The organism is Streptomyces sp. NPDC047706, assembly GCF_043204795.1.
Taxonomy (GTDB): Bacteria; Actinomycetota; Actinomycetes; order Streptomycetales; family Streptomycetaceae; genus Streptomyces.
In genome coordinates this window covers 327,577-346,361 of the sequence record NZ_JBIDCW010000001.1, presented here as the reverse complement: position 1 = coordinate 346,361, position 18,785 = coordinate 327,577, and the positions used below count along the sequence as shown (strand labels likewise).

Genomic DNA, 18,785 nt, shown 5'->3' with positions numbered 1-18,785 from the left:
GATGACTCCCAGGGTCCGAGTCGGGGCAGGTCCAGTGCACGGATGTGTGCGCCAACTATGGCCGCAGGAGGCCGCCACTGCCAGCACTTCGCGGCATGCCACGCCCGGCAATATTGGCCGGGACCACTGGCATGCGCTGGGAGATGATGGAGGGCGTGCCGCCTTCGTACCGCCTCGCCCCGGCCACCGCGCTGCCCGGACTCGCCCGCCTGCTGCGCGGCCTGCCCCCGTCCTGCGGCCCCGTCCGCCTGATCGGCGTCGACGGGCACGCGGGCTCCGGAAAGTCCACGTTCTGCGGGCAGTTGGCGGACGCGCTGGGCGGCGCTCCCGTGCTGCACCTCGACGACATCGCCAGCCACGACGCGTTGTTCGCCTGGACCGAGCGCCTGCTCAGCCAGGTGGTCGAGCCCCTCGGCCGGGGCGAGACCGCGCACTACACCCCCTACGACTGGCAGGCGCGCGGGTTCGGGCCGCCTCGCCCGCTGCCGCCCGCGCCGGTGATCCTCGTCGAGGGCGTCGGTGCGGGCCGGCGCGCCCTGCGTCCCCATCTGGCGCATCTGCTGTGGCTGGAGTTTCCGCACGAGGACGCCTGGGCGCGGGGACAGTTGCGGGACGGGGAGCAACAGCGGGAGTTCTGGGCCGGGTGGGTCCCCGCGGAACGGCGGCATTTCGCCGATGACCCTTCACGCCCCTTCGCCGACCTGCTGGTACGCCCGTTGCGTAGGGGGTACGAGGTGCTGCCGGGGCCCGGGGGATCACCTGGTCCGGACCAGGATGTGACGCACGGTGATGGGCCGCCCGCAATGTGCTGAACTGGTGAAGACCCTCGCGGCCGAACTTGGCCGCTTGCCTCAACTCGGCTTGACCGGGGGGCCGTACAGGACTTACGTTCTCACTGAGCGGCCAGACGCGGCCGCCGACAGACGCGAAGCCCCCGGTTGTTCCCCCGTGACCGGGGGCTTCGTTCTGCCCGCATTCGCTTCCGGCGGGCGCTCCGAGACGCGATCCGCTCACCCTCGGTCACCACGCGCAGCGCGCCCCCTCCGCTCCCACCTCGCTGGACGCCCCCCGCCGCACCCTACGGCGGGCACCGACCCGACGGTACGATGCCCTTGGTGCGACCTGTGGACGACTGCGCACCGCCGGCAACTCCGGTCCGCAGCACAGCGGTTCGACATCGGTCGGCCGACGGGCGACGGCCCGGCGGCGAACCAGCGGGGGCATGGTTTGTGGGGGGACGGGATGGACTTCGCCACGCAGGGCCCCGAGGCCCCGGCCGACCTGGCCTGGCTGCGCGGCGTGGACGCGTACACCATGGGCGCTTATCCGCAGGCGGAGGAGGAGTTCCGGGCCGCGGTGCGGCTGGACCCGGGGATGGCCGACGGCTGGCTCGGATTGCACGCGCTGCGGGTGGACACCACGACCGCACTGCTGAGGATGTTCCGGCACCGGGACCGCTTCGGCGAACAGCGCACCCGGCACCGGCGCACGCTCAACTCCTGGTACTGGCTGGGCTGGTGGGTGCAGCCCGTGCTGGAGAGCCCGCGCGACCTGCTGCTCGCGCACGCCTCGCACTGGCTGGACGGCCGCCATGTGCCCGAGCTGGACCGCGCCCTCGCGGGCCTGCCCCCGATGGACACCGACCCCCAGGTGCGTTTCCTGCACGCCTGCCGCGCCTATCTGGTCAAGGACTGGGAGCAGTTGGTGCGGCACACCGACCCGCTGCTCGACGACCCGCTGCTCGGCATCGAGGCCGGTCTCTTCGGCGGTATGGCCCGGGTCCGACTGGAGATGTACGGGCAGGCCGAGCCCCTGCTGTCGGCGGCGCTGATGCGCTGTCGCAGCGAACAGCCCCAGCGCAAGGAGCTGCGCTACTGGCTGGCCCGCGCCCACGAGGGCACCGGCCGCTCCGCCGCCGCGCTCCCGCTGTACCGGGCGGTGCACCGCGTCGACCCCGCCTTCATGGACACCTCCGCCCGGCTCGCGGCGATCGCCGAGGGCGACGGATACGACGACTCGGCGGACCTCGCCTCGATCACGCTCACCGGCGCCGGGCAGGACGTCGTCGACGGGCCCGACATGCTCGATCCGCTGTTCGGCGGCGAGGGGCGCGACCTGAGACTCCCGGACCCCGCACCACCGGCCGGTCCCCCGCCGTCGGTCATCGATCCCGCGGTACGGGAGAAGACCGTCGTACCCACCCAGCAGCTGCCCGCCGGTCCCACCGACCCCGGGTTACTCGAGGAGGCGCTCGCCGAGCTGGAGCGCATGGTGGGCCTGGAGCCGGTGAAAAGGCAGGTCAAGGCCCTGTCCGCACAGCTGAACATGGCCCGGCTGCGAGCCGGTCAGGGCCTGCCGGTGCAGCCGCCCAAGCGGCACTTCGTCTTCTCCGGTCCTTCCGGCACCGGCAAGACCACGGTCGCCCGCATCCTGGGCCGGGTCTTCTACGCCCTCGGGCTGCTCGGCGGTGACCACCTCGTGGAGGCACAGCGGGCGGACCTGGTCGGCGAGTACCTCGGGCAGACCGCCGTGAAGGCCAACGAGCTGATCGACTCGGCGCTCGGCGGCGTGCTCTTCGTCGACGAGGCGTACTCGCTGTCCAACTCGGGTTACGGCAAGGGCGACGCCTACGGCGACGAGGCGCTCCAGGTGCTGCTGAAGCGGGCCGAGGACAACCGCGACCACCTGGTGGTGATCCTGGCCGGCTACCCGGAGGGCATGGACCGGCTCCTCGCCGCCAACCCCGGACTGTCCTCCCGTTTCACGACCCGCGTCGACTTCCCCTCGTACCGCCCCCTCGAACTCACCGCGATCGGGGAGGTGCTGGCCGCCGAGAACGGGGACGCGTGGGACGAGGAGTCGCTGGACGAGCTGCGGTCCATCGCCGGGCACGTCGTCGACCAGGGATGGATCGACGAGCTGGGCAACGGGCGGTTCCTGCGGACGCTGTACGAGAAGAGCTGTGCCTACCGGGATCTGCGGCTGTCGACCTGCCCGGGGACGCTGTCGCGTGAGGACCTGTCGACACTGCGCCTGCCGGACCTGATGCAGGCGTACGGCGAGGTGTTCTCGGGCCGGGGGCCGCAGGACCCGTCGGGCATGTGACGGATCCCGCGGCCCGGCCTTCGACGCACGGGCCCGATCAGCCCGCCAGCACCTCCTCGCCCGCGCGGGGCCCGGCCACGGCCGGGGCGGCCGGCAGCTCCCGGTGCGCGGGATCCCTCACCTCTCCGACCAGCAGCTCCAGTACGTCCTCCAGGGCGACCAGCCCCAGCACCCGCCCGGAGCCGTCCGCCACCTGCGCCAGGTGCGTCGCGGCGCGGCGCATGAGGGTGAGCGCGTCGTTCAGGGGCAGCTCGGACCGCAGTGTCGTCATGGGCCGCCACAGATGCTGCGGAACGGCTCGCTCCGACTCCTGCAGGTCGAGGACGTCCTTCACGTGCAGGTACCCCATGAAGGCTCCGGTCTCCGCGGCCACCGGGAAACGGGAGTACCCGGTGCGGACGGTCAGCTCGATGATCCGGCCGGGTGTGACCGAGGGGCTGACCGTGACCAGCGACTCGCGCCGCAGGAGCACGTCGGTGACCGGGCGCGAGCCCAGCCCCAGCGCGTCCTCCAGGCGTTCGGCCTCCTCGGGGTCGAGCAGGCCGGCCTGACCGGCGTCCTCCACGAGCCGGTTGAGCTGCTCGCTGGTGAAGACCGCCTCGACCTCGTCCTTGGGCTCGACCCTGAACAGCCGCAGCACGCCCCGGGCGCAGGCGCCGAGGCCGACCGTGATCGGCCGGCAGACACGGGCGAAGGCGACCAGGCCGGGGCCGAGCCACAGCGCGGCTTTCTCCGGAGCCGCCATCGCGAGGTTCTTCGGGACCATCTCGCCGATGACGAGGTGGAAGAAGACGACGGTGGCCAGCGCGATGACGTACCCGAGCGGGTGGATCACCGCGTGCGGCAGGTGGACCCAGGCGAACACGGGTTCCAGCAGATGCGCCACCGTCGGCTCGGCGACCGCGCCCAGGGTCAGCGAGCAGACGGTGATGCCGAACTGGGCCGCGGCCATCATCTGCGGCAGCCGTTCCAGGCCGTACAGCACCTGGCGGGCCCGGGCGGTGCCTAGCGGTTCGATCTGACTGCGGCGGACCGAGACCAGCGCGAACTCGGCGCCGACGAAGAAGCCGTTGGCGAGCACGAGCAGTGCCGCGAACAGCAGTTGGAGCGCGCTCATCGCACCGCCTCCAGCACCGGGGCGGTGCGCACGATGCGGACCCGTTCGGCACGGTAGTGCCCGATCTGGCGCACGGCCAGCCGCCAGCCGTGCAGTTCGGCGCGGTCGCCGACGGCCGGGATACGGCCGAGCAGGTCGGCGACCAGGCCGGCGACCGTCTCGTACGGCCCCTCGGGCACGTCGAGGCCTATGCGCCGCAGCACGTCGACCCGGCAGCTGCCGTCGGCGTCCCAGGCCGGGCGGCCGTCCTCCGGCGGTGCGCAGGCCAGTTCCGGCAGGTCGAGCCCGTCGTGCTCGTCACGGACCTCGCCGACGAGCTCCTCGACGATGTCCTCCAGCGTGACGACTCCGGCCGTGCCGCCGTACTCGTCGACGACGACCGCGATGGGCTGCTCGCTGCGCAACCGGGCGAGCAGCGGCTGTACCGGCAGCGTCTCGGGTACCAGCAGCGGCGACTTGGCGATCCGGCCGACGGGGGTGCGCAGCCGCTCCGGCGCGGAGACGGCGAGCGCGTCCTTGAGGTGGACCATGCCGACGACCTCGTCGATCCGGTCGCGGTAGACCGGGAAGCGGGACAGACCGGTGGCCCGGGTGAGGTTGACCACGTCCTCGGCGGTCGCCGAGGACTGCAGAGCGCTCACCTTCACCCGAGGTGTCATCACGTGCTGCGTGGTGAGCTCGCCGAGCGACAGGGTGCGTACGAAGAGGTCCGCGGTGTCCTGCTCCAGGGCACCGGCCCGTGCCGAGTGCCGGGCCAGGGAGACGAGCTCGCCGGGGGTGCGGGCCGAGGCCAGCTCCACGGTGGGCTCGACGCCGAGGGCGCGGACCAGACGGTTGGCGACCGCGTTCAGAGCGGCGATCACCGGCCTGAACACGCGTGCGAACAGATGCTGCGGGCCGGCGACGAACCGCGCGACCTGCAGGGGACGGGACACCGCCCAGTTCTTGGGGACGAGTTCACCGACCACCATCTGCACGGCCGAGGCCAGCAGCATGCCGATGGCCACGGCCACCCCGGACACCGCGCCGCCGGGAACGCCGACGGCCGTGAGGGGGCCGCCCAGCAGCTCGGCCAGGGCGGGTTCGGCGAGCATGCCGACGACAAGGGAGGTGATGGTGATGCCGAGCTGGGTGCCGGAGAGCTGGAACGACAGCTCCTTCAGCGACTCGACCACCCGGTGGGCGCGTCGGTCGCCCCCGGCGGCGGCCTTCTCGGCGTCCGGGCGGTCGACCGTCACGAGGCCGAACTCGGCCGCGACGAAGAAGCCGTTGGCGAGGACGAGCAGGAATGCGGCTGCCAGCAGCAGCAAGGGGAGGGTCATGATGCCGCCGCCTGCGCGCTGTGTCGGCAGGGGGCGGCGCAGGTACTGCAGGACGATCCGTCCATCGCCGGAGAGGGTCACTCCTCGGGTCGCAGGAGCCCCTGTGCGCCGGGCCGGCACAACAGAGGCGGAGGCGTCAGGGAAAACGCCTCCGCCAACAGATTAATCAGGACACCGCACGGCATGGCAGGGTGAACGGGGCCAGTCAGGCCCGATGTTCACCGGAGCGGGCCTCGACCAGCGCCCGCAGCGCCCGCGCGTCGGCGATGGCCTGGGCCCTGGCGATACCGGGCTGGATGCCGATCGCGGCCAGGCTGGTGCCGTCGCTGAGGTCCAGGAACACCCACGGGTCGCCGACCCGCAGATGCACCTGCACGATCTGCGCCCACTCGAGGCGGCGCGTACTGGCGAAGTTCACGACGGTGACGCCGGTCTCGTCGGCGACGACCTTCGGGCGGGCCAGCATCAGCGCCACGCCCGCCAGCAGGGCGGCCGTGAAGATGAAGCTGACCCGCTCACCGGGGCCGAGCCGGTCCAGCAGCAGCGCGATCGTCGACACGACGACGAAGATCGCGACGGCCGCGGTGAGCAGGACGGCGCGGGTGCGGCCCGGCCGGAAGGTGACGGGCAGCGTGGGCAGGTCCGACATGCGGTGCGGTGTCCTCAGAGGCGGCAGGCGTGGATGGCGGTGGTCAGGATGGCCCGGGCGCCGATGTCGTACAGGTCGTCCATGATCCCCTGGGCGTCCTTGGCGGGCACCATGGCGCGCACGGCGACCCAGCCCTCGTTGTGCAGCGGCGAGATGGTCGGCGACTCCAGGCCGGGGGTGAGCGCGACGGCCTTCTCCAGCTGCTCCACGCGGCAGTCGTAGTCCATCATCACGTACGTACGGGCCACCAGGACGCCCTGGAGGCGGCGCAGGAACTGCTGCACCTTGGTCTCCTCGCCGTCCGCGCCGGTACGGCGGATGACGACGGCCTCGGACTTCATGATCGGCTCGCCGACGACCTCAAGGCCCGCGTTGCGCAGGCTCGTGCCGGTCTCGACGACGTCCGCGATGACCTGCGCCACGCCGAGCTGGATGGCGGTCTCGACGGCGCCGTCGAGGTGGACGACGGAGGCGTCGATGCCCTTGTCGGCGAGGTGGCGGGCGACGATGCCCTCGTAGGAGGTGGCGACCGTCTTGCCCTTCAGGTCCGCCAGGTCGCCGATGGTCCCGGGCTTGGTGGCGTAGCGGAAGGTGGAGCGGGCGAAGCCCAGCGGCAGGATCTCCTCGGCGTCCGCGCCGGAGTCGATCAGCAGGTCGCGGCCGGTGATGCCGATGTCGAGCTGTCCGGAGGCGACGTAGATCGCGATGTCCCGGGGGCGGAGGTAGAAGAACTCCACGTCGTTGACCGGGTCGACGATCCGCAGCTCCTTGGCCTCGCGGCGCTGCTGGTAGCCGGCCTCATGCAGCATGTCCGCCGCAGGGCCGGAGAGGGAACCCTTGTTGGGGACGGCGATGCGCAGCATGAGGTCGGCTTCCTTCGTTCGTGCGGTGGGTGTGGCGGGGCTGGTGCTCAGAGGTGGGCGTAGACGTCGTCGAGGGAGATCCCGCGGGCGACCATCATCACCTGGACGTGGTACAGCAGCTGCGAGATCTCCTCGGCGGCCGCCTCCTTGCCCTCGTACTCGGCGGCCATCCAGACCTCGGCGGCCTCCTCGACGACCTTCTTGCCGATGGCATGGACGCCCTTGTCGACCAGCTCCGCGGTGCGGGAAGTGGCGGGATCGCCGTGGGCGGCCTTGTGCTGGAGCTCGGTGAAGAGCTCCTCGAACGTCTTCTTGGACATGGTGCCGCCCACTCTACGTGTTCTGCCCGGCGACCTAACGCCAGGGCTCAGATACTGAACGCAGCGTAGCCGCGGTCGCCACCGCCGCCGTCACGGCCTCGTGCCCCTTGTCCTCGCGGGAGCCCTCCAGGCCGGCCCGGTCCAGGGCCTGCTCCTCGGTGTCGCAGGTGAGGACGCCGAAGCCGACGGGGACGCCGGTGTCGACGGACACCTGGGTGAGGCCCTGCGTCACGCCCTGGCACACGTAGTCGAAGTGCGGGGTGCCGCCGCGGATCACCACGCCCAGGGCGACCACCGCGTCGTAGCCGCGGCCCGCGAGGACCTTGGCGACGACCGGGAGTTCCCAGCTGCCGGGGACCCTCAGCAGGGTCGGTTCGTCGATGCCCAGATCGTGCAGGGCGCGCAGCGCCCCGTCCACCAGACCGTCCATCACCTTCTCGTGCCATTGCGCCGCGACGACGGCGACCCGCAGGTCACCCACGTTGCGTACGGACAGTTCCGGTGCGCCCTTGCCGCTCACGTTTCTCCTCGGTTCTTCTCTTACTGGTTGCCGCAGGTGGTCACGGCGGGCGTGTCCAGCCAGGGCAGGTCGTGGCCCATCCGGTCCCGCTTGGTGCGCAGGTAGCGGAGGTTGTGCTCGCCCGCCTGTACGGGCATCGGCTCGCGCTCGGTGACCTCGATGCCGTGCCGGACGAGCGCGTCGGTCTTCTCGGGGTTGTTGGTCATCAGCCGCACGCTGCGCACGCCCAGGTCGGCGAGGATCTGCGCGCCGGCCGCGTAGTCACGGGCGTCGGCGGGCAGGCCCAGCTCCAGGTTGGCGTCGAGGGTGTCCCGGCCACGCTCCTGCAGTTCGTACGCGCGCAGCTTGGACAGCAGGCCGATGCCGCGGCCCTCGTGGCCGCGCAGGTAGACCACCACGCCCCGGCCCTCGGCGTTGATGCGCTCCAGGGAGGTCTCCAGCTGGGGACCGCAGTCGCAGCGCAGGGAGTGGAAGACGTCGCCGGTGAGGCATTCGGAGTGCACGCGCACCAGGACGTCCGCGCCGTCACCGAGGTCGCCCTGCACCAGGGCGACGTGCTCGACGCCGTCGACGGTGGAGCGGTAGCCGTACGCCGTGAAGGTGCCGTGGGCGGTGGGGAGCCGGGTCTTGGCCTCGCGGCGGACGGTGGGCTCGGAGCTGCGGCGGTAGGCGATCAGATCCTCGATGGAGATGATCGTCAGACCGTGCTTGCGGGCGAACGGGACCAGCTCGGGCAGGCGCAGCATCTGGCCGTCCTCCCCCGCGATCTCGACGATGGCACCGGCCGGGCGCAGGCCCGCCAGGCGGGCGAGGTCGACGGCGGCCTCGGTGTGGCCGTTGCGGGTGAGGACGCCGCCGGGCCTGGCACGCAGCGGGAAGATGTGGCCGGGCCGTACGAGATCGGTGGGCTCGGCGGTGCCGCTCGCGAGCAGCCGCAGCGTGGTGGCCCGGTCGGAGGCCGAGATGCCGGTGCTGACGCCGTGGGCGGCGGAGGCGTCCACGGACACGGTGAAGGCCGTCTTCATCGACTCCGTGTTGTCCTCGACCATCTGCGGCAGACGGAGCCGGTCCAGTTCCGCGGCCTCCATGGGGGCGCAGATCAGGCCGCGGCACTCGCTCATCATGAAGGCGACGATCTCCGGGGTGGCCTTCTCGGCGGCGATGACGAGGTCGCCCTCGTTCTCGCGGTCCTCGTCGTCGACGACCACGACCGGGCGGCCGGCGGCGATGTCGGCGACGGCCTGCTCGACCGGGTCGAGGGTGAGGTCGAAGTCCTCGGTGTCGTAGAGGACGGTGGCCGCGGTCATGCCGGTGCTCCTTCCAGGACGGGCCGCGCGTCCTTGCGGGAGCGCAGCCACCAGTCGCGCATGCCCCACAGGACGAGTGCGCCGTAGATGACGTAGACGAAGCCGGAGAAGGCGAAGCCGTTGGCGAAGCTGAGCGGCACGCCGACCAGGTCGACGAGCAGCCAGGCGAACCAGAACTCGACCATGCCGCGCGCCTGGGCGTACATGGCGACGACGGTGCCGACGAAGATGTAGGCGTCCGGCCAGGGGTCCCAGGACAGGGACGGGTACGCGGTGAACAGGCCGCCGACGGCGAGGGTGCCGAGCGCCGCGGCACCGAGCAGCGCACCGCGCTCGGGCCAGGTGGCGAACCGGACGGCGATCGAGCCGTCCTGCGCCTGCTGCCGGCCGCGGTTCCACTGCCACAGGCCGTAGCCGGCGACGAGCATGACCACGATCTGCTTGCCCGCGCTGCCGGAGAGGTGGGCGGTGGCGAAGGCGGCGAAGAGGATGAGGCCGGAGAGGAACTGGGCGGGCCAGGTCCAGATCGACCGGCGCCAGCCGAGGGCCAGGGCGATCAGGCCGATCAGGTTGCCGATCATGTCCGACCACTTGATGTGCTGGCCGAAGAGGGTGAACGCCTCGGAGTTGAGCCAGTTCACCGGGTGCCTCCCCGACCGCCGAGCAGCCGCTCCACGTACTTGGCGATCACGTCGACCTCGAGGTTGACCGGGTCTCCGGGCTGCTTGAGGCCGAGGGTGGTCAGCGCGAGGGTGGTGGGGATCAGGCTGACCGTGAAGTGGTCGGCCCCGGCCTCGACGACGGTGAGGCTGATGCCGTCGACGGTGATGGAGCCCTTCTCGACGACGTAGCGCGCGAGGTCCGCGGGAAGGGAGATCTTCACGATCTCCCAGTGTTCGGAGGGGGTGCGCTCCAGGACGGTCCCGGTGCCGTCGACGTGGCCCTGCACGATGTGGCCGCCCAGGCGCGCGCCCACGGCGGTGGGCCGTTCGAGGTTGACACGGGAGCCGGCGGTGAGGACGCCCAGGCTGGAACGCTTGAGGGTCTCGGCCATGACGTCGGCGGTGAACTCGTCGCCCTCGTGTTCGACGACGGTGAGGCACACGCCGTTGACGGCGATGGAGTCGCCGTGCTGTGCCCCCTCGGTGACGACGGGGCCACGGAGCCGGAAGCGGGAGGCGTCGCCGAGGTTCTCGACGGCGGTGACCTCGCCCAGCTCTTCGACGATTCCGGTGAACACTTCCCGGGTCCTCCTGCCTGTTCGGGCACGGACTCCGGGGCTGCCGAGACGGCAGAATCACGAGCGGGGACACCAGGGACGACGCCGGACGGACTCGTCCAACAGGGGACGATCACGGTCGGCGGCGCGCACGAATGCCCGCTCGCCGCGCACTGCCTCCCATCCGGACTTTAACCGTCGGTCCAGGAATTTCACCTGGTCAACCGGCCGCTGGAGGCGACCGGGTCGCGGACTGTAACCGCCGGTTCGGAATTTCACCGACCCCGGAGTGCGCTGCTACTGGTACAGGGCCAGTGTGCCACGCCCGATCGGCGTCCATACGGGCGAGCGGTGTGGGGTGGCTCACAGGCTCTGTCGCTGGACATCCCGGACAGGCCGAGGCCGCCCCCAACTCCCGTGCGCCGACCGCCCTTTCCAGTTGGTACAGACCTATTGACGCAATGGTCTAGTCCTCTCTAGGGTCTGCGCAACTCCGTGGAGAGGAACCGATCGTGCTGTCCCCCTCACGTCTCAGATCCAGACCCGCCCTCCTCGCCGCCGCCGGGGCCGTCGCCGGGCTGGTCCTCGCGAGCCTTCCGGCCACCGTCTCGCACGCGGCCGACCAGGAGTCCTGCCGCCCCGACGGGCTGCACCGGACCCCCGGCGTGGACGTCCCGTACTGCTCGGTCTACGACACGGCGGGCCGGGAGAAGATGGGCACCGACCACCAGCGCCGGGTGATCGGCTACTTCACCGGCTGGCGCACCGGGAAGGACGGCACGCCCGCCTATCTGGCGTCGGACATCCCTTGGGACAAGATCACCCACATCAACTACGCCTTCGCGCACGTCGACTCCGGCAACAAGATCTCCGTCGGCACGGACGGCGCCGCCAATCCGGCGACCGGAACGACCTGGCCGGGCGTGACCGGTGCCGAGATGGACCCGGCGTTCCCCTACAAGGGGCACTTCAACCTGCTGAGCAAGTTCAAGAAGCAGCACCCGGACGTCAAGACGCTGATCTCGGTCGGCGGCTGGGCCGAGACCGGCGGCTATTTCGACGACAACGGCACACGAGTCGGCTCCGGCGGCTTCTACTCGATGGCGACGGACGCCGACGGCTCGGTCAACCAGGCCGGGATCGACACCTTCGCGAATTCCGCGGTCGACTTCCTCAGGAAGTACGGATTCAACGGCGTCGACATCGACTACGAGTACCCGACGACCATGAAGGACGCGGGACACCCGCTCGACTGGCCCGTCGCCAATGCCCGCCGGGCCGGTCTGGTCAAGGGCTACGCGGCACTGATGAAGACCCTGCGGGAGAAACTCGACCGGGCCGGCGCGGCGGACGGCCGGCACTATCTGCTGACGGTGGCGGCGCCGTCCTCCGGATATCTGCTGCGCGGCATGGAGACCTTCCAGGTCCAGAAGTACCTGGACTACGTCAACATCATGTCGTACGACCTGCACGGCGTCTGGAACGAATACGTCGGCCCGAACGCCTCCCTCTTCGACGACGGGAAGGACGCGGAACTCGCGGCGGCGGGCGTCTATTCCACCTCCCAGTACGGCGGCATCGGATATCTGAACACCGACTGGGCGTATCACTACTTCCGCGGCTCGATGCCGGCCGGGCGGATCAACATCGGTCTCCCCTACTACACCCGGGGGTTCAAGAACGTCACCGGCGGCACCGACGGCCTGTGGGGCAGGGCTCCCGCCACGAGCTGCCCGGCCGGCTCCGGTCTGGCCAAGTGCGGCGACGGCGCGGTCGGCATCGACAACCTGTGGCACGACAAGGACGACAACGGCAAGGAGTCGCCCGCCGGTTCCAACCCGATGTGGCACGCCAAGAACCTGGAGAAGGGCATCGTCGGCGACTACGTCACACGGTACGGCTTCCCCGCGGGCACGACGCTGACCGGGACGTACGCCCGGAGGTACGACGCCACGCTGGTCGCGCCCTGGCTGTGGAACGCCGAGAAGAAGGTCTTCCTGTCCACGGAGGACGAGCAGTCCGTGCGCGCCAAGGCGGACTACGTGGTCGACCGGGGCATCGGCGGCACGATGATCTGGGAGCTGGCCGGCGACTACGGGTGGAACGCGGCCAAGGGGCAGTACGAGCCGGGGTCGACGCTGACGTCCGCGATGTACGAGAGGTTCAAGTCCGCCCCGCCGTACGGCGCGAAGCGGTCGACGATCGAGCTGCCGGCCGAGGCGCTGAACATCGACGTGGAGTTCGGGCAGTTCCCGCTCGGCGACTCCAACTACCCCATCAGCCCCAAGCTGAAGATCACGAACCGCACGGGCACGACTCTGCCCGGCGGTACGGAGTTCCGGTTCGACTACGGCACCTCGGCCCCCGGCAACGCCAAGGACCAGTCGGGGTGGGGCACTTCGGTGATCCGAAGTGACCACACCGGGCCGAACGCCGGCGGCCTCAAGGGCGACCACCACCGGGTCTCGCTGAAGCTGCCCGGCTGGCAGACGCTGGCTCCGGGCGCCTCGGTGGAGCTGGACTTCGTGTACTACCTGCCGGTGTCGACGCCGTCGAACTGGACGGTGACGTTCGGCGGGAAGACGTACGCGCTGGCCGGGGATCTGGCGCGCGGGACGACGGTGGTGGAGCCCGGGACGGGGACACCGACGCCGACGCCCTCCCCCACGGCGAGCCCTACGGGTGGCACCGGGCAGTGCACGGCTCCGGCCTGGAACGCCATGACCGAGTACGGCGGAGGTAGCACGGTGTCTCATCGTGGGCACTCGTGGAAGGCCAAGTGGTGGACGAAGGGCGAGGAGCCCGGCACCACCGGTGAGTGGGGGGTCTGGCAGGACCTCGGCAGCTGCTGACCCCGCTCGGAGCGGGCCCGGCGGCGGTGACGAAGGCCCTTGCCCGCCGCCGGGTCTCCCCAGCAACGCCCGCGCCGCCCGAGGCCCCCGGCCTCGCGCGGCGCGGGCTTCGCTCCGCACGGGGCCGGCCACCGAACTGCGAGCCAGCCCGAATCCGGACAAGCTGGAACTCGTACGACGTGCGCCGGCGCGTCCGTGGACCAGCCGCCCCGAGGTTGTCGCGTACCAGGAGGGCTACTCGGTCCCCGCCGGCGAAGGGCGCTCCGCCCTTGGAGCGCACGGCGTCCGAAGGGGCTGAACACCATGACCACGATCCTGGTGACAGGCGGTACCGGAACCCTCGGCCGAGTCCTCACCGAGCGGCTGCACGCGGACGGGCACGACGTGCGGGTGCTCAGCCGGCACGCCGAGCCCTACGCCGTCGATCTGCGCCAGGGCGGCACCGTGCTCGACAGGGCCGTAGCCCATGTGGACACCATCGTGCACTGCGCGAGCGCTCCTGGTGGCGGCGACGAGGAAGCGGCGGCACATCTGATCGCGGCGGCGCGGCGGGCCGGGGTGGGCCACGTGCTCTACATCTCGATCGTCGGGGTCGACCGGGTGCCCTTCGGCTACTGCAGCACGAAGCTGGCGGTGGAGCGGCTGATCGAGGAGTCCGGGCTGGGCTGGACGGTGCTGCGCGCGACGCAGTTCCACGACCTGCTCGTTCGCCTGTTCGACGCCCTGTCCAGGCCGCCGGTCATGCTGCTGCCGGCCGGGCTGAAGGATCAGCCCATCGAGGTCACCGAGGTCGCGTCGCGGCTCGCGGAGCTGGCGTCGGGTGGGCCCGCCGGTCGGGTCGAGGACATGGGCGGCCCCGAGATACGGACGCTCGAGTCGCTGGCCCGCACCTATCTCAGAGCCACGGGCCACCCCCGGCGCCTCGTGAACGTGCCGCTGTGCGGCCGGACGTACCGGGCCTTGCGGAGCGGCGGTCATCTGGCGCCGGAGCAGGCCGTGGGCAAGGGCACGTTCGAGGAGTACGTCGCGGTGCGCATCGAGGGCGCCCGTGGGGCGTGAACCTGGGGTCACGACCGGCGGGCGTACCGAGGGCCCGACCGGCGGGCGTGCCCAGGGTCTGACCGGCGGGCGTGCCCCAGGGCCTGACCGGTGGCCCACCGCCCCACGGCCGTACCGGCGGGCGTGCCCCAGGGCCGGCCGTACCGGCGGGCGTGCCCCAGGGCCTGACCGGTGGCCCACCGCCCCGCGGCCTGACCGGCGGGCGTGCCCCAGGGCCGGCCGTACCGGCGGGCGTGCCCCAGGGCCTGACCGGTGGCCCACCGCCCCACGGCCTGACCGACGCCCCGCCGCTCCACAGCCTGACCGGCGGCCCTACCTCCCAGGGAGTGCGAACAGCTCGTCCTGGGCCCGGTCCCGCGCCGTCAGCAACGCCCCGCGCAGCACGGCGCCGCCGCCCAGCGCGCCGGCGCGCACCTCCGTGACCAGCGGCGACATCCGCCGTACCCGGCCCTCCACCAATCCGGCGAGCATGTCGCCACCGGCCTGCCCCACCTCCCCGCCGAGCACCACGCATCCGGGGTCCAGCACGGCGACGACGGAGGCCGCACCGAGGGCGAGCCGCTCGGCGAGCGCGTCGAGGAACCGGGTTGCGGCGGCAGCGTCGGCCCCGGGACTTCCGCCCGCCAGGGCCACGGCACCGCGCACCACCTCCGCGGCCCCCGCTCCGCCGCCTTCGGCCCGCACGCGCACCCCGCATTCCCCCGCCAGCCCCACGATCGCCCCGGCCGCCGCCAGCGAGTGGAAGCCGCCCGCGCAGTCCGTCGCCGACGGCAGCCCGCCGGTCCCCGGCACCGGCAGGAAGCCGATCTCCCCGGTCCCTCCGGACGCCCCGCGCCGCAGCGACCCGTCCAGCACCACCGCGGCTCCCGTGCCCTGCCCCAGCCACAGCAGCACGAACGTGTCCCGGTCCCGGGCGGCACCCTCCCGCTGTTCCGCCAGCGCCGCGAGATTGGTCTCGTTCTCGACGATGACCCGGGCCTGAGGCAGACGCTCCTGGAGAGCCGCGACGAGGCGCCGGTGCCAGGCGGGAAGGCCGGAGGAGTCGCGGAGTTCCCCGGTGGCCGGGTCGATCAGACCGGGCGCGCCGATGCCGACGGTGTGCAGCCTCCCCCACGCTCGCACACCCTCGCGCGGGGGCGCCTCCACGGCCCCCGCCTCCTTCGCCGCCCGCTCGACCAGCGCGACCGCCTGATCCACCGCCGGACCGGTTCCCGTGTCGTCGCCGATCGGCACGGACGCCTCGGCGAGCAGCCGGCCGAGCAGGTCGGACACGATCACGGAGACGCCTTCCGTGCGGACGTCGAGTGCGGCCAGGTACGCGCGTCCGGCGACGATGCCGTACAGCTTGGCGTTGGGGCCGCGCCGCTGCTCGCCTGCCTCGCCGGCCACCTCGATCAGGCCTGCGACGGAGAGGCGTTCGACCAGGTCGGCCACGGTCGGCCGGGACAGGCCGGTCAGCTGCTTCAGCTGCCCGGCCGTCAACGGCCCTTCCTGCTGCAACAGGCGCAGGGCGAGCCGGTCGTTGATGGCTCGCGCGGTGCTCGGGGATGCGGGCATGCCGGGATCCTTCCAGATGTGTCTGTCGTCTCGCCCACTATCTATCAGGCAGGGTCCCTGATAATTTACCGCCGACACGGTCGGCCGAGACGTGACAAGGGGCGGGAAGATGAAAGACGTGATCCACCAGCATCGGGAGGTGACACGCGCCCGGTACGCCGTGGCCGCCGTGTTCGCCGTGCACGGCGCGGTCACCGGCTCGTTCGCCACCCGGGTCCCCTGGATCCAGGACCACGCCGGGGTGAGCCCCGGCCAGCTCGGCCTCGCGCTCGCCTTTCCCGCCCTCGGCGCCTCGCTCGCGATGCCGCTCGCGGGCCGGATCAGCCATCGCTTCGGCGCCCGTACCGCCCTGCGCGGACTGCTCGCCCTGTGGACGCTGTCGCTGACCCTGCCGTCCCTCGCGCCCGGCCTGCTCGCGCTCTGCCTGGCCCTGTTCACCTTCGGCGCCACGGCCGGCATGGCGGACGTCGCGATGAACGCGCTCGGCGTCGAGATCGAGAACCGACTCGGCCGCTCCATCATGTCCGGGCTGCACGGCATGTGGAGCGCCGGCGCCCTGATCGGCTCGGCAGGCGGCACGCTCGCCGCGCACCTCGGTACCGACGCCCGGCTGCACCACGCGCTGGCCGCCGCCTGTCTCACCCTGCTGGGCCTGGTCGCCTGCACCTGGGTCCTGGACCTCCAGTCCGCCGAGGACGAGGAGCCCCCGCCCCGCTTCGCCCTGCCCCCGAGGTCGGCGGTGCTGATCGGCGCGGTCGGGTTCTGCGCCGTGTTCGCCGAGGGGGCGAGCCTCGACTGGTCGGCGATCTACCTGGAGGACGAACTGGGCACGTCCGCCGGTCTCGCGGCGGCCTGCACGACCGGCTTCACCCTCACCATGGCGCTCGCCAGGATCGCCGGCGACAAGGTGGTCGACCGCTACGGCTCGGTCCGCACGGTCCGCACGGGCGGCGTCCTCGCCACCCTCGGCGGTCTGCTGATCGCCCTCGCGGACCACCCGGCGCTCGCCATGTCCGGCTTCGCGCTGATGGGTCTGGGCATCGCCGTGGTCGTCCCGCTGTGCTTCGCCGCGGCCGGCCGCAGCGGCCCGAACCCGAGCCAGGCCATCGCGGGCGTCGCCACGATCACGTACACCTCGGGCCTGATCGCCCCGAGCGCCATCGGCACGCTGGCGCAGGCGACGAGCCTGGTGGTCTCGTTCGCGCTGGTGACCTTCCTGTCCTGCGGTCTCGCCGTCTTCGCCGGCGTGCTGCGCTCCGGCGACCGCGACCGACCCGCGGTCGTGACCGGGCGCACACCTGTACGGAGCACCCGCGACCAGCCCTGACAATGGTCCGGCACTGCACGTACGACGAAAGCGACACCTGCCATGGATCTCGGCGTCCGCTGGAAGCTGCACGGTGACGGACGCACCCCGGCCCCCGGGGCGGTGGTCCGGCCCGACGAACGGCTGTCCTGGCCGCGCACCGTCGGGCTCGGCGCCCAGCACGTGGTGGCGATGTTCGGGGCCTCCTTCGTGGCGCCGGTCCTGATGGGCCTGGACCCCAACCTGGCGATCATGATGTCGGGCGTCGCCACCGTCGTCTTCCTGCTCGCCACCCGTGGCAGGGTGCCCAGCTACCTCGGCTGCTCCCTGTCCTTCGTGGGCGTCGCGGCGGTGATCCGGGCCCAGGGCGGCACGAGCGCCACCGTGACCGGCGCGGTGCTCGTGGTCGGTGCCGCGCTGTTCGTCGTGGGACTCGCCGTGCGGCGCTTCGGGGCCCGGATCATCCACGCGACGATGCCACCGATCGTGACGGGCGCCGTGGTGATGCTGATCGGTTTCAACCTGGCTCCCGTCACGGCGACCACGTACTGGCCCCAGGACCAGTGGACGGCCCTGCTGGTGATGGCCTTCACCGGTCTGGCCGTCGTCTGCCTGCGGGGCTTCTGGTCCCGGATCGCGATCTTCCTCGGCCTGATCTTCGGCTACGGCATCTCCTGGCTCTTCGACCTGGTCTTCGGCCGGATCCACTCCGTCGACGCGAGCGGCAAGGTCACCGACCACTGGCGCCTGGACCTCTCCGGTGTCGCCGACGCCGACTGGATCGGACTGCCCGCCCTCCACGCACCGGCCTTCGAGTGGTCGGCGGTGCTGGTGGCGCTGCCGGTGGTGATCGCGCTGGTCGCGGAGAACGCCGGGCACGTCAAGGCGGTCGGCGAGATGACCGGCGACCCGCTGGACGACAAGCTCGGCACGGCGATCGCCGCCGACGGCGTCGGCTCGATGCTGTCCACCGCGGTCGGCGGCCCGCCCAACACGACGTACTCCGAGAACATCGGCGTCATGGCCGCGACCCGCGTCTACTCCACGGCCGCCTACTGGGCCGCCGCCGGTTTCGCCCTGCTGTTCGGTCTGTGTCCGAAGTTCGGCGCGGTGGTGGCCGCGATCCCGGGCGGGGTCCTCGGCGGCATCACCGTCATCCTGTACGGCATGATCGGCCTGCTCGGCGCCCAGATCTGGATCACCGCCAAGGTGGACCTGCGCAACCCGCTCAACCTCGTACCGGCCGCGGCGGGCATCATCATCGGCGTCGGCGACGTCTCGATGGAGTTCACCGAGACGTTCTCGCTCAGCGGCATCGCCCTGGGCACACTCGTCGTGATCATCGGCTACCACGGGCTGCGGGCGTTCGCCCCGGCCCACCTCAAGGCCCAGCGGCCACTGCTGGACGAGGGCACCTCCGGCTACGACGACGCCAAGTCGTAGGCGTACGAAGGCCGTCTCCTTGTCGGTGCGCCGGGCGGCCGGACGCCGGACACGTGAGCCGGACACAGTGCCGCTCCCCCTTCGTGCTCTCCTCGCGCTCCCCCCGCGCGGCAGCCGCGTTCGCCCGTTCCGGGGAAACGCCGGGC

General features: G+C 71.8%; 16 protein-coding genes and 1 riboswitch. Of the genes, 6 read left to right on the top strand and 10 right to left on the bottom strand.

All coding sequences use genetic code 11. The annotated features are described in order from the left end of the window. Window positions 1-146 precede the first annotated feature (146 nt). Both ACGF8A_RS01655 and ACGF8A_RS01650 read left to right on the top strand, forming a co-directional pair. A complete protein-coding gene (locus ACGF8A_RS01655) occupies window positions 147-812 on the top strand; it encodes a uridine kinase (protein WP_393103179.1) in 666 nt (221 codons plus the stop codon). 430 nt (window positions 813-1,242) lie between these two features. Continuing rightward, window positions 1,243-3,105: an AAA family ATPase gene (locus ACGF8A_RS01650; protein WP_393103069.1), complete on the top strand. Its 1,863-nt coding sequence runs from the start codon at window positions 1,243-1,245 to the stop codon at window positions 3,103-3,105. A 37-nt stretch (window positions 3,106-3,142) separates the two neighbouring features. On the opposite strand, the gene ACGF8A_RS01645 is transcribed toward ACGF8A_RS01650, so the two are convergent. The 9 genes from ACGF8A_RS01645 to ACGF8A_RS01605 form a co-directional block, all read right to left on the bottom strand. After that, the gene (locus ACGF8A_RS01645; RefSeq protein WP_393103067.1) at window positions 3,143-4,222 is read right to left on the bottom strand and encodes a hemolysin family protein; all 1,080 of its coding nucleotides are present in this window, start codon (window positions 4,220-4,222) and stop codon (window positions 3,143-3,145) included. Further along, window positions 4,219-5,544: a hemolysin family protein gene (locus tag ACGF8A_RS01640; protein WP_393103065.1), complete on the bottom strand. Its 1,326-nt coding sequence runs from the start codon at window positions 5,542-5,544 to the stop codon at window positions 4,219-4,221. The genes ACGF8A_RS01645 and ACGF8A_RS01640 overlap by 4 nt, the downstream gene beginning before the upstream one ends. Before the next feature lie 205 nt (window positions 5,545-5,749). Continuing rightward, complete coding sequence (locus tag ACGF8A_RS01635; protein WP_393103063.1) at window positions 5,750-6,193, bottom strand: PH domain-containing protein; 444 nt, start codon at window positions 6,191-6,193, stop codon at window positions 5,750-5,752. Between the two features lie 14 nt (window positions 6,194-6,207). Next, window positions 6,208-7,056 carry an ATP phosphoribosyltransferase gene (gene hisG, locus ACGF8A_RS01630; protein ID WP_393103061.1) on the bottom strand — a complete coding sequence of 283 codons (849 nt, stop codon included), beginning with the start codon at window positions 7,054-7,056 and terminating at the stop codon, window positions 6,208-6,210. Between the two features lie 47 nt (window positions 7,057-7,103). Further along, a complete protein-coding gene (locus ACGF8A_RS01625) occupies window positions 7,104-7,376 on the bottom strand; it encodes a phosphoribosyl-ATP diphosphatase (RefSeq protein WP_004990764.1) in 273 nt (90 codons plus the stop codon). 34 nt (window positions 7,377-7,410) lie between these two features. Beyond that, window positions 7,411-7,896 carry a 6,7-dimethyl-8-ribityllumazine synthase gene (gene ribH / locus ACGF8A_RS01620; protein WP_393103058.1) on the bottom strand — a complete coding sequence of 162 codons (486 nt, stop codon included), beginning with the start codon at window positions 7,894-7,896 and terminating at the stop codon, window positions 7,411-7,413. A gap of 20 nt (window positions 7,897-7,916) precedes the next feature. Further along, a complete protein-coding gene (locus ACGF8A_RS01615; protein ID WP_393103056.1) occupies window positions 7,917-9,203 on the bottom strand; it encodes a bifunctional 3,4-dihydroxy-2-butanone-4-phosphate synthase/GTP cyclohydrolase II in 1,287 nt (428 codons plus the stop codon). Beyond that, complete coding sequence (locus tag ACGF8A_RS01610) at window positions 9,200-9,844, bottom strand: nicotinamide riboside transporter PnuC (RefSeq protein ID WP_393103054.1); 645 nt, start codon at window positions 9,842-9,844, stop codon at window positions 9,200-9,202. Before ACGF8A_RS01610 ends, ACGF8A_RS01615 begins: the two co-directional genes overlap by 4 nt. Next, window positions 9,841-10,443, bottom strand: a complete 603-nt coding sequence (locus tag ACGF8A_RS01605; protein WP_393103052.1) for a riboflavin synthase — start codon at window positions 10,441-10,443, stop codon at window positions 9,841-9,843. The genes ACGF8A_RS01610 and ACGF8A_RS01605 overlap by 4 nt, the downstream gene beginning before the upstream one ends. 145 nt (window positions 10,444-10,588) lie before the next feature. Beyond that, a riboswitch (FMN riboswitch) is annotated at window positions 10,589-10,719 on the bottom strand. Between the two features lie 215 nt (window positions 10,720-10,934). Between ACGF8A_RS01605 and ACGF8A_RS01600 the strand changes: the two genes are divergently transcribed. Both ACGF8A_RS01600 and ACGF8A_RS01595 read left to right on the top strand, forming a co-directional pair. Further along, the gene (locus ACGF8A_RS01600; RefSeq protein ID WP_393103050.1) at window positions 10,935-13,274 is read left to right on the top strand and encodes a chitinase C-terminal domain-containing protein; all 2,340 of its coding nucleotides are present in this window, start codon (window positions 10,935-10,937) and stop codon (window positions 13,272-13,274) included. A gap of 303 nt (window positions 13,275-13,577) precedes the next feature. Next, window positions 13,578-14,333, top strand: a complete 756-nt coding sequence (locus ACGF8A_RS01595; RefSeq protein WP_393103048.1) for an SDR family oxidoreductase — start codon at window positions 13,578-13,580, stop codon at window positions 14,331-14,333. 312 nt (window positions 14,334-14,645) lie between these two features. Here the strand turns inward: ACGF8A_RS01595 and ACGF8A_RS01590 are convergent, their stop codons facing one another. Next, window positions 14,646-15,890 carry an ROK family transcriptional regulator gene (locus ACGF8A_RS01590; RefSeq protein ID WP_393103046.1) on the bottom strand — a complete coding sequence of 415 codons (1,245 nt, stop codon included), beginning with the start codon at window positions 15,888-15,890 and terminating at the stop codon, window positions 14,646-14,648. Between the two features lie 109 nt (window positions 15,891-15,999). On the opposite strand from ACGF8A_RS01590, the gene ACGF8A_RS01585 reads away from it, so the two are divergent. Together ACGF8A_RS01585 and ACGF8A_RS01580 are read left to right on the top strand one after the other, a co-directional pair. After that, window positions 16,000-17,217, top strand: a complete 1,218-nt coding sequence (locus tag ACGF8A_RS01585; RefSeq protein WP_393103044.1) for an MFS transporter — start codon at window positions 16,000-16,002, stop codon at window positions 17,215-17,217. A gap of 42 nt (window positions 17,218-17,259) precedes the next feature. Then, window positions 17,260-18,639, top strand: a complete 1,380-nt coding sequence (locus tag ACGF8A_RS01580; RefSeq protein ID WP_393103042.1) for a uracil-xanthine permease family protein — start codon at window positions 17,260-17,262, stop codon at window positions 18,637-18,639. The last annotated feature ends 146 nt before the right edge of the window (window positions 18,640-18,785 follow it).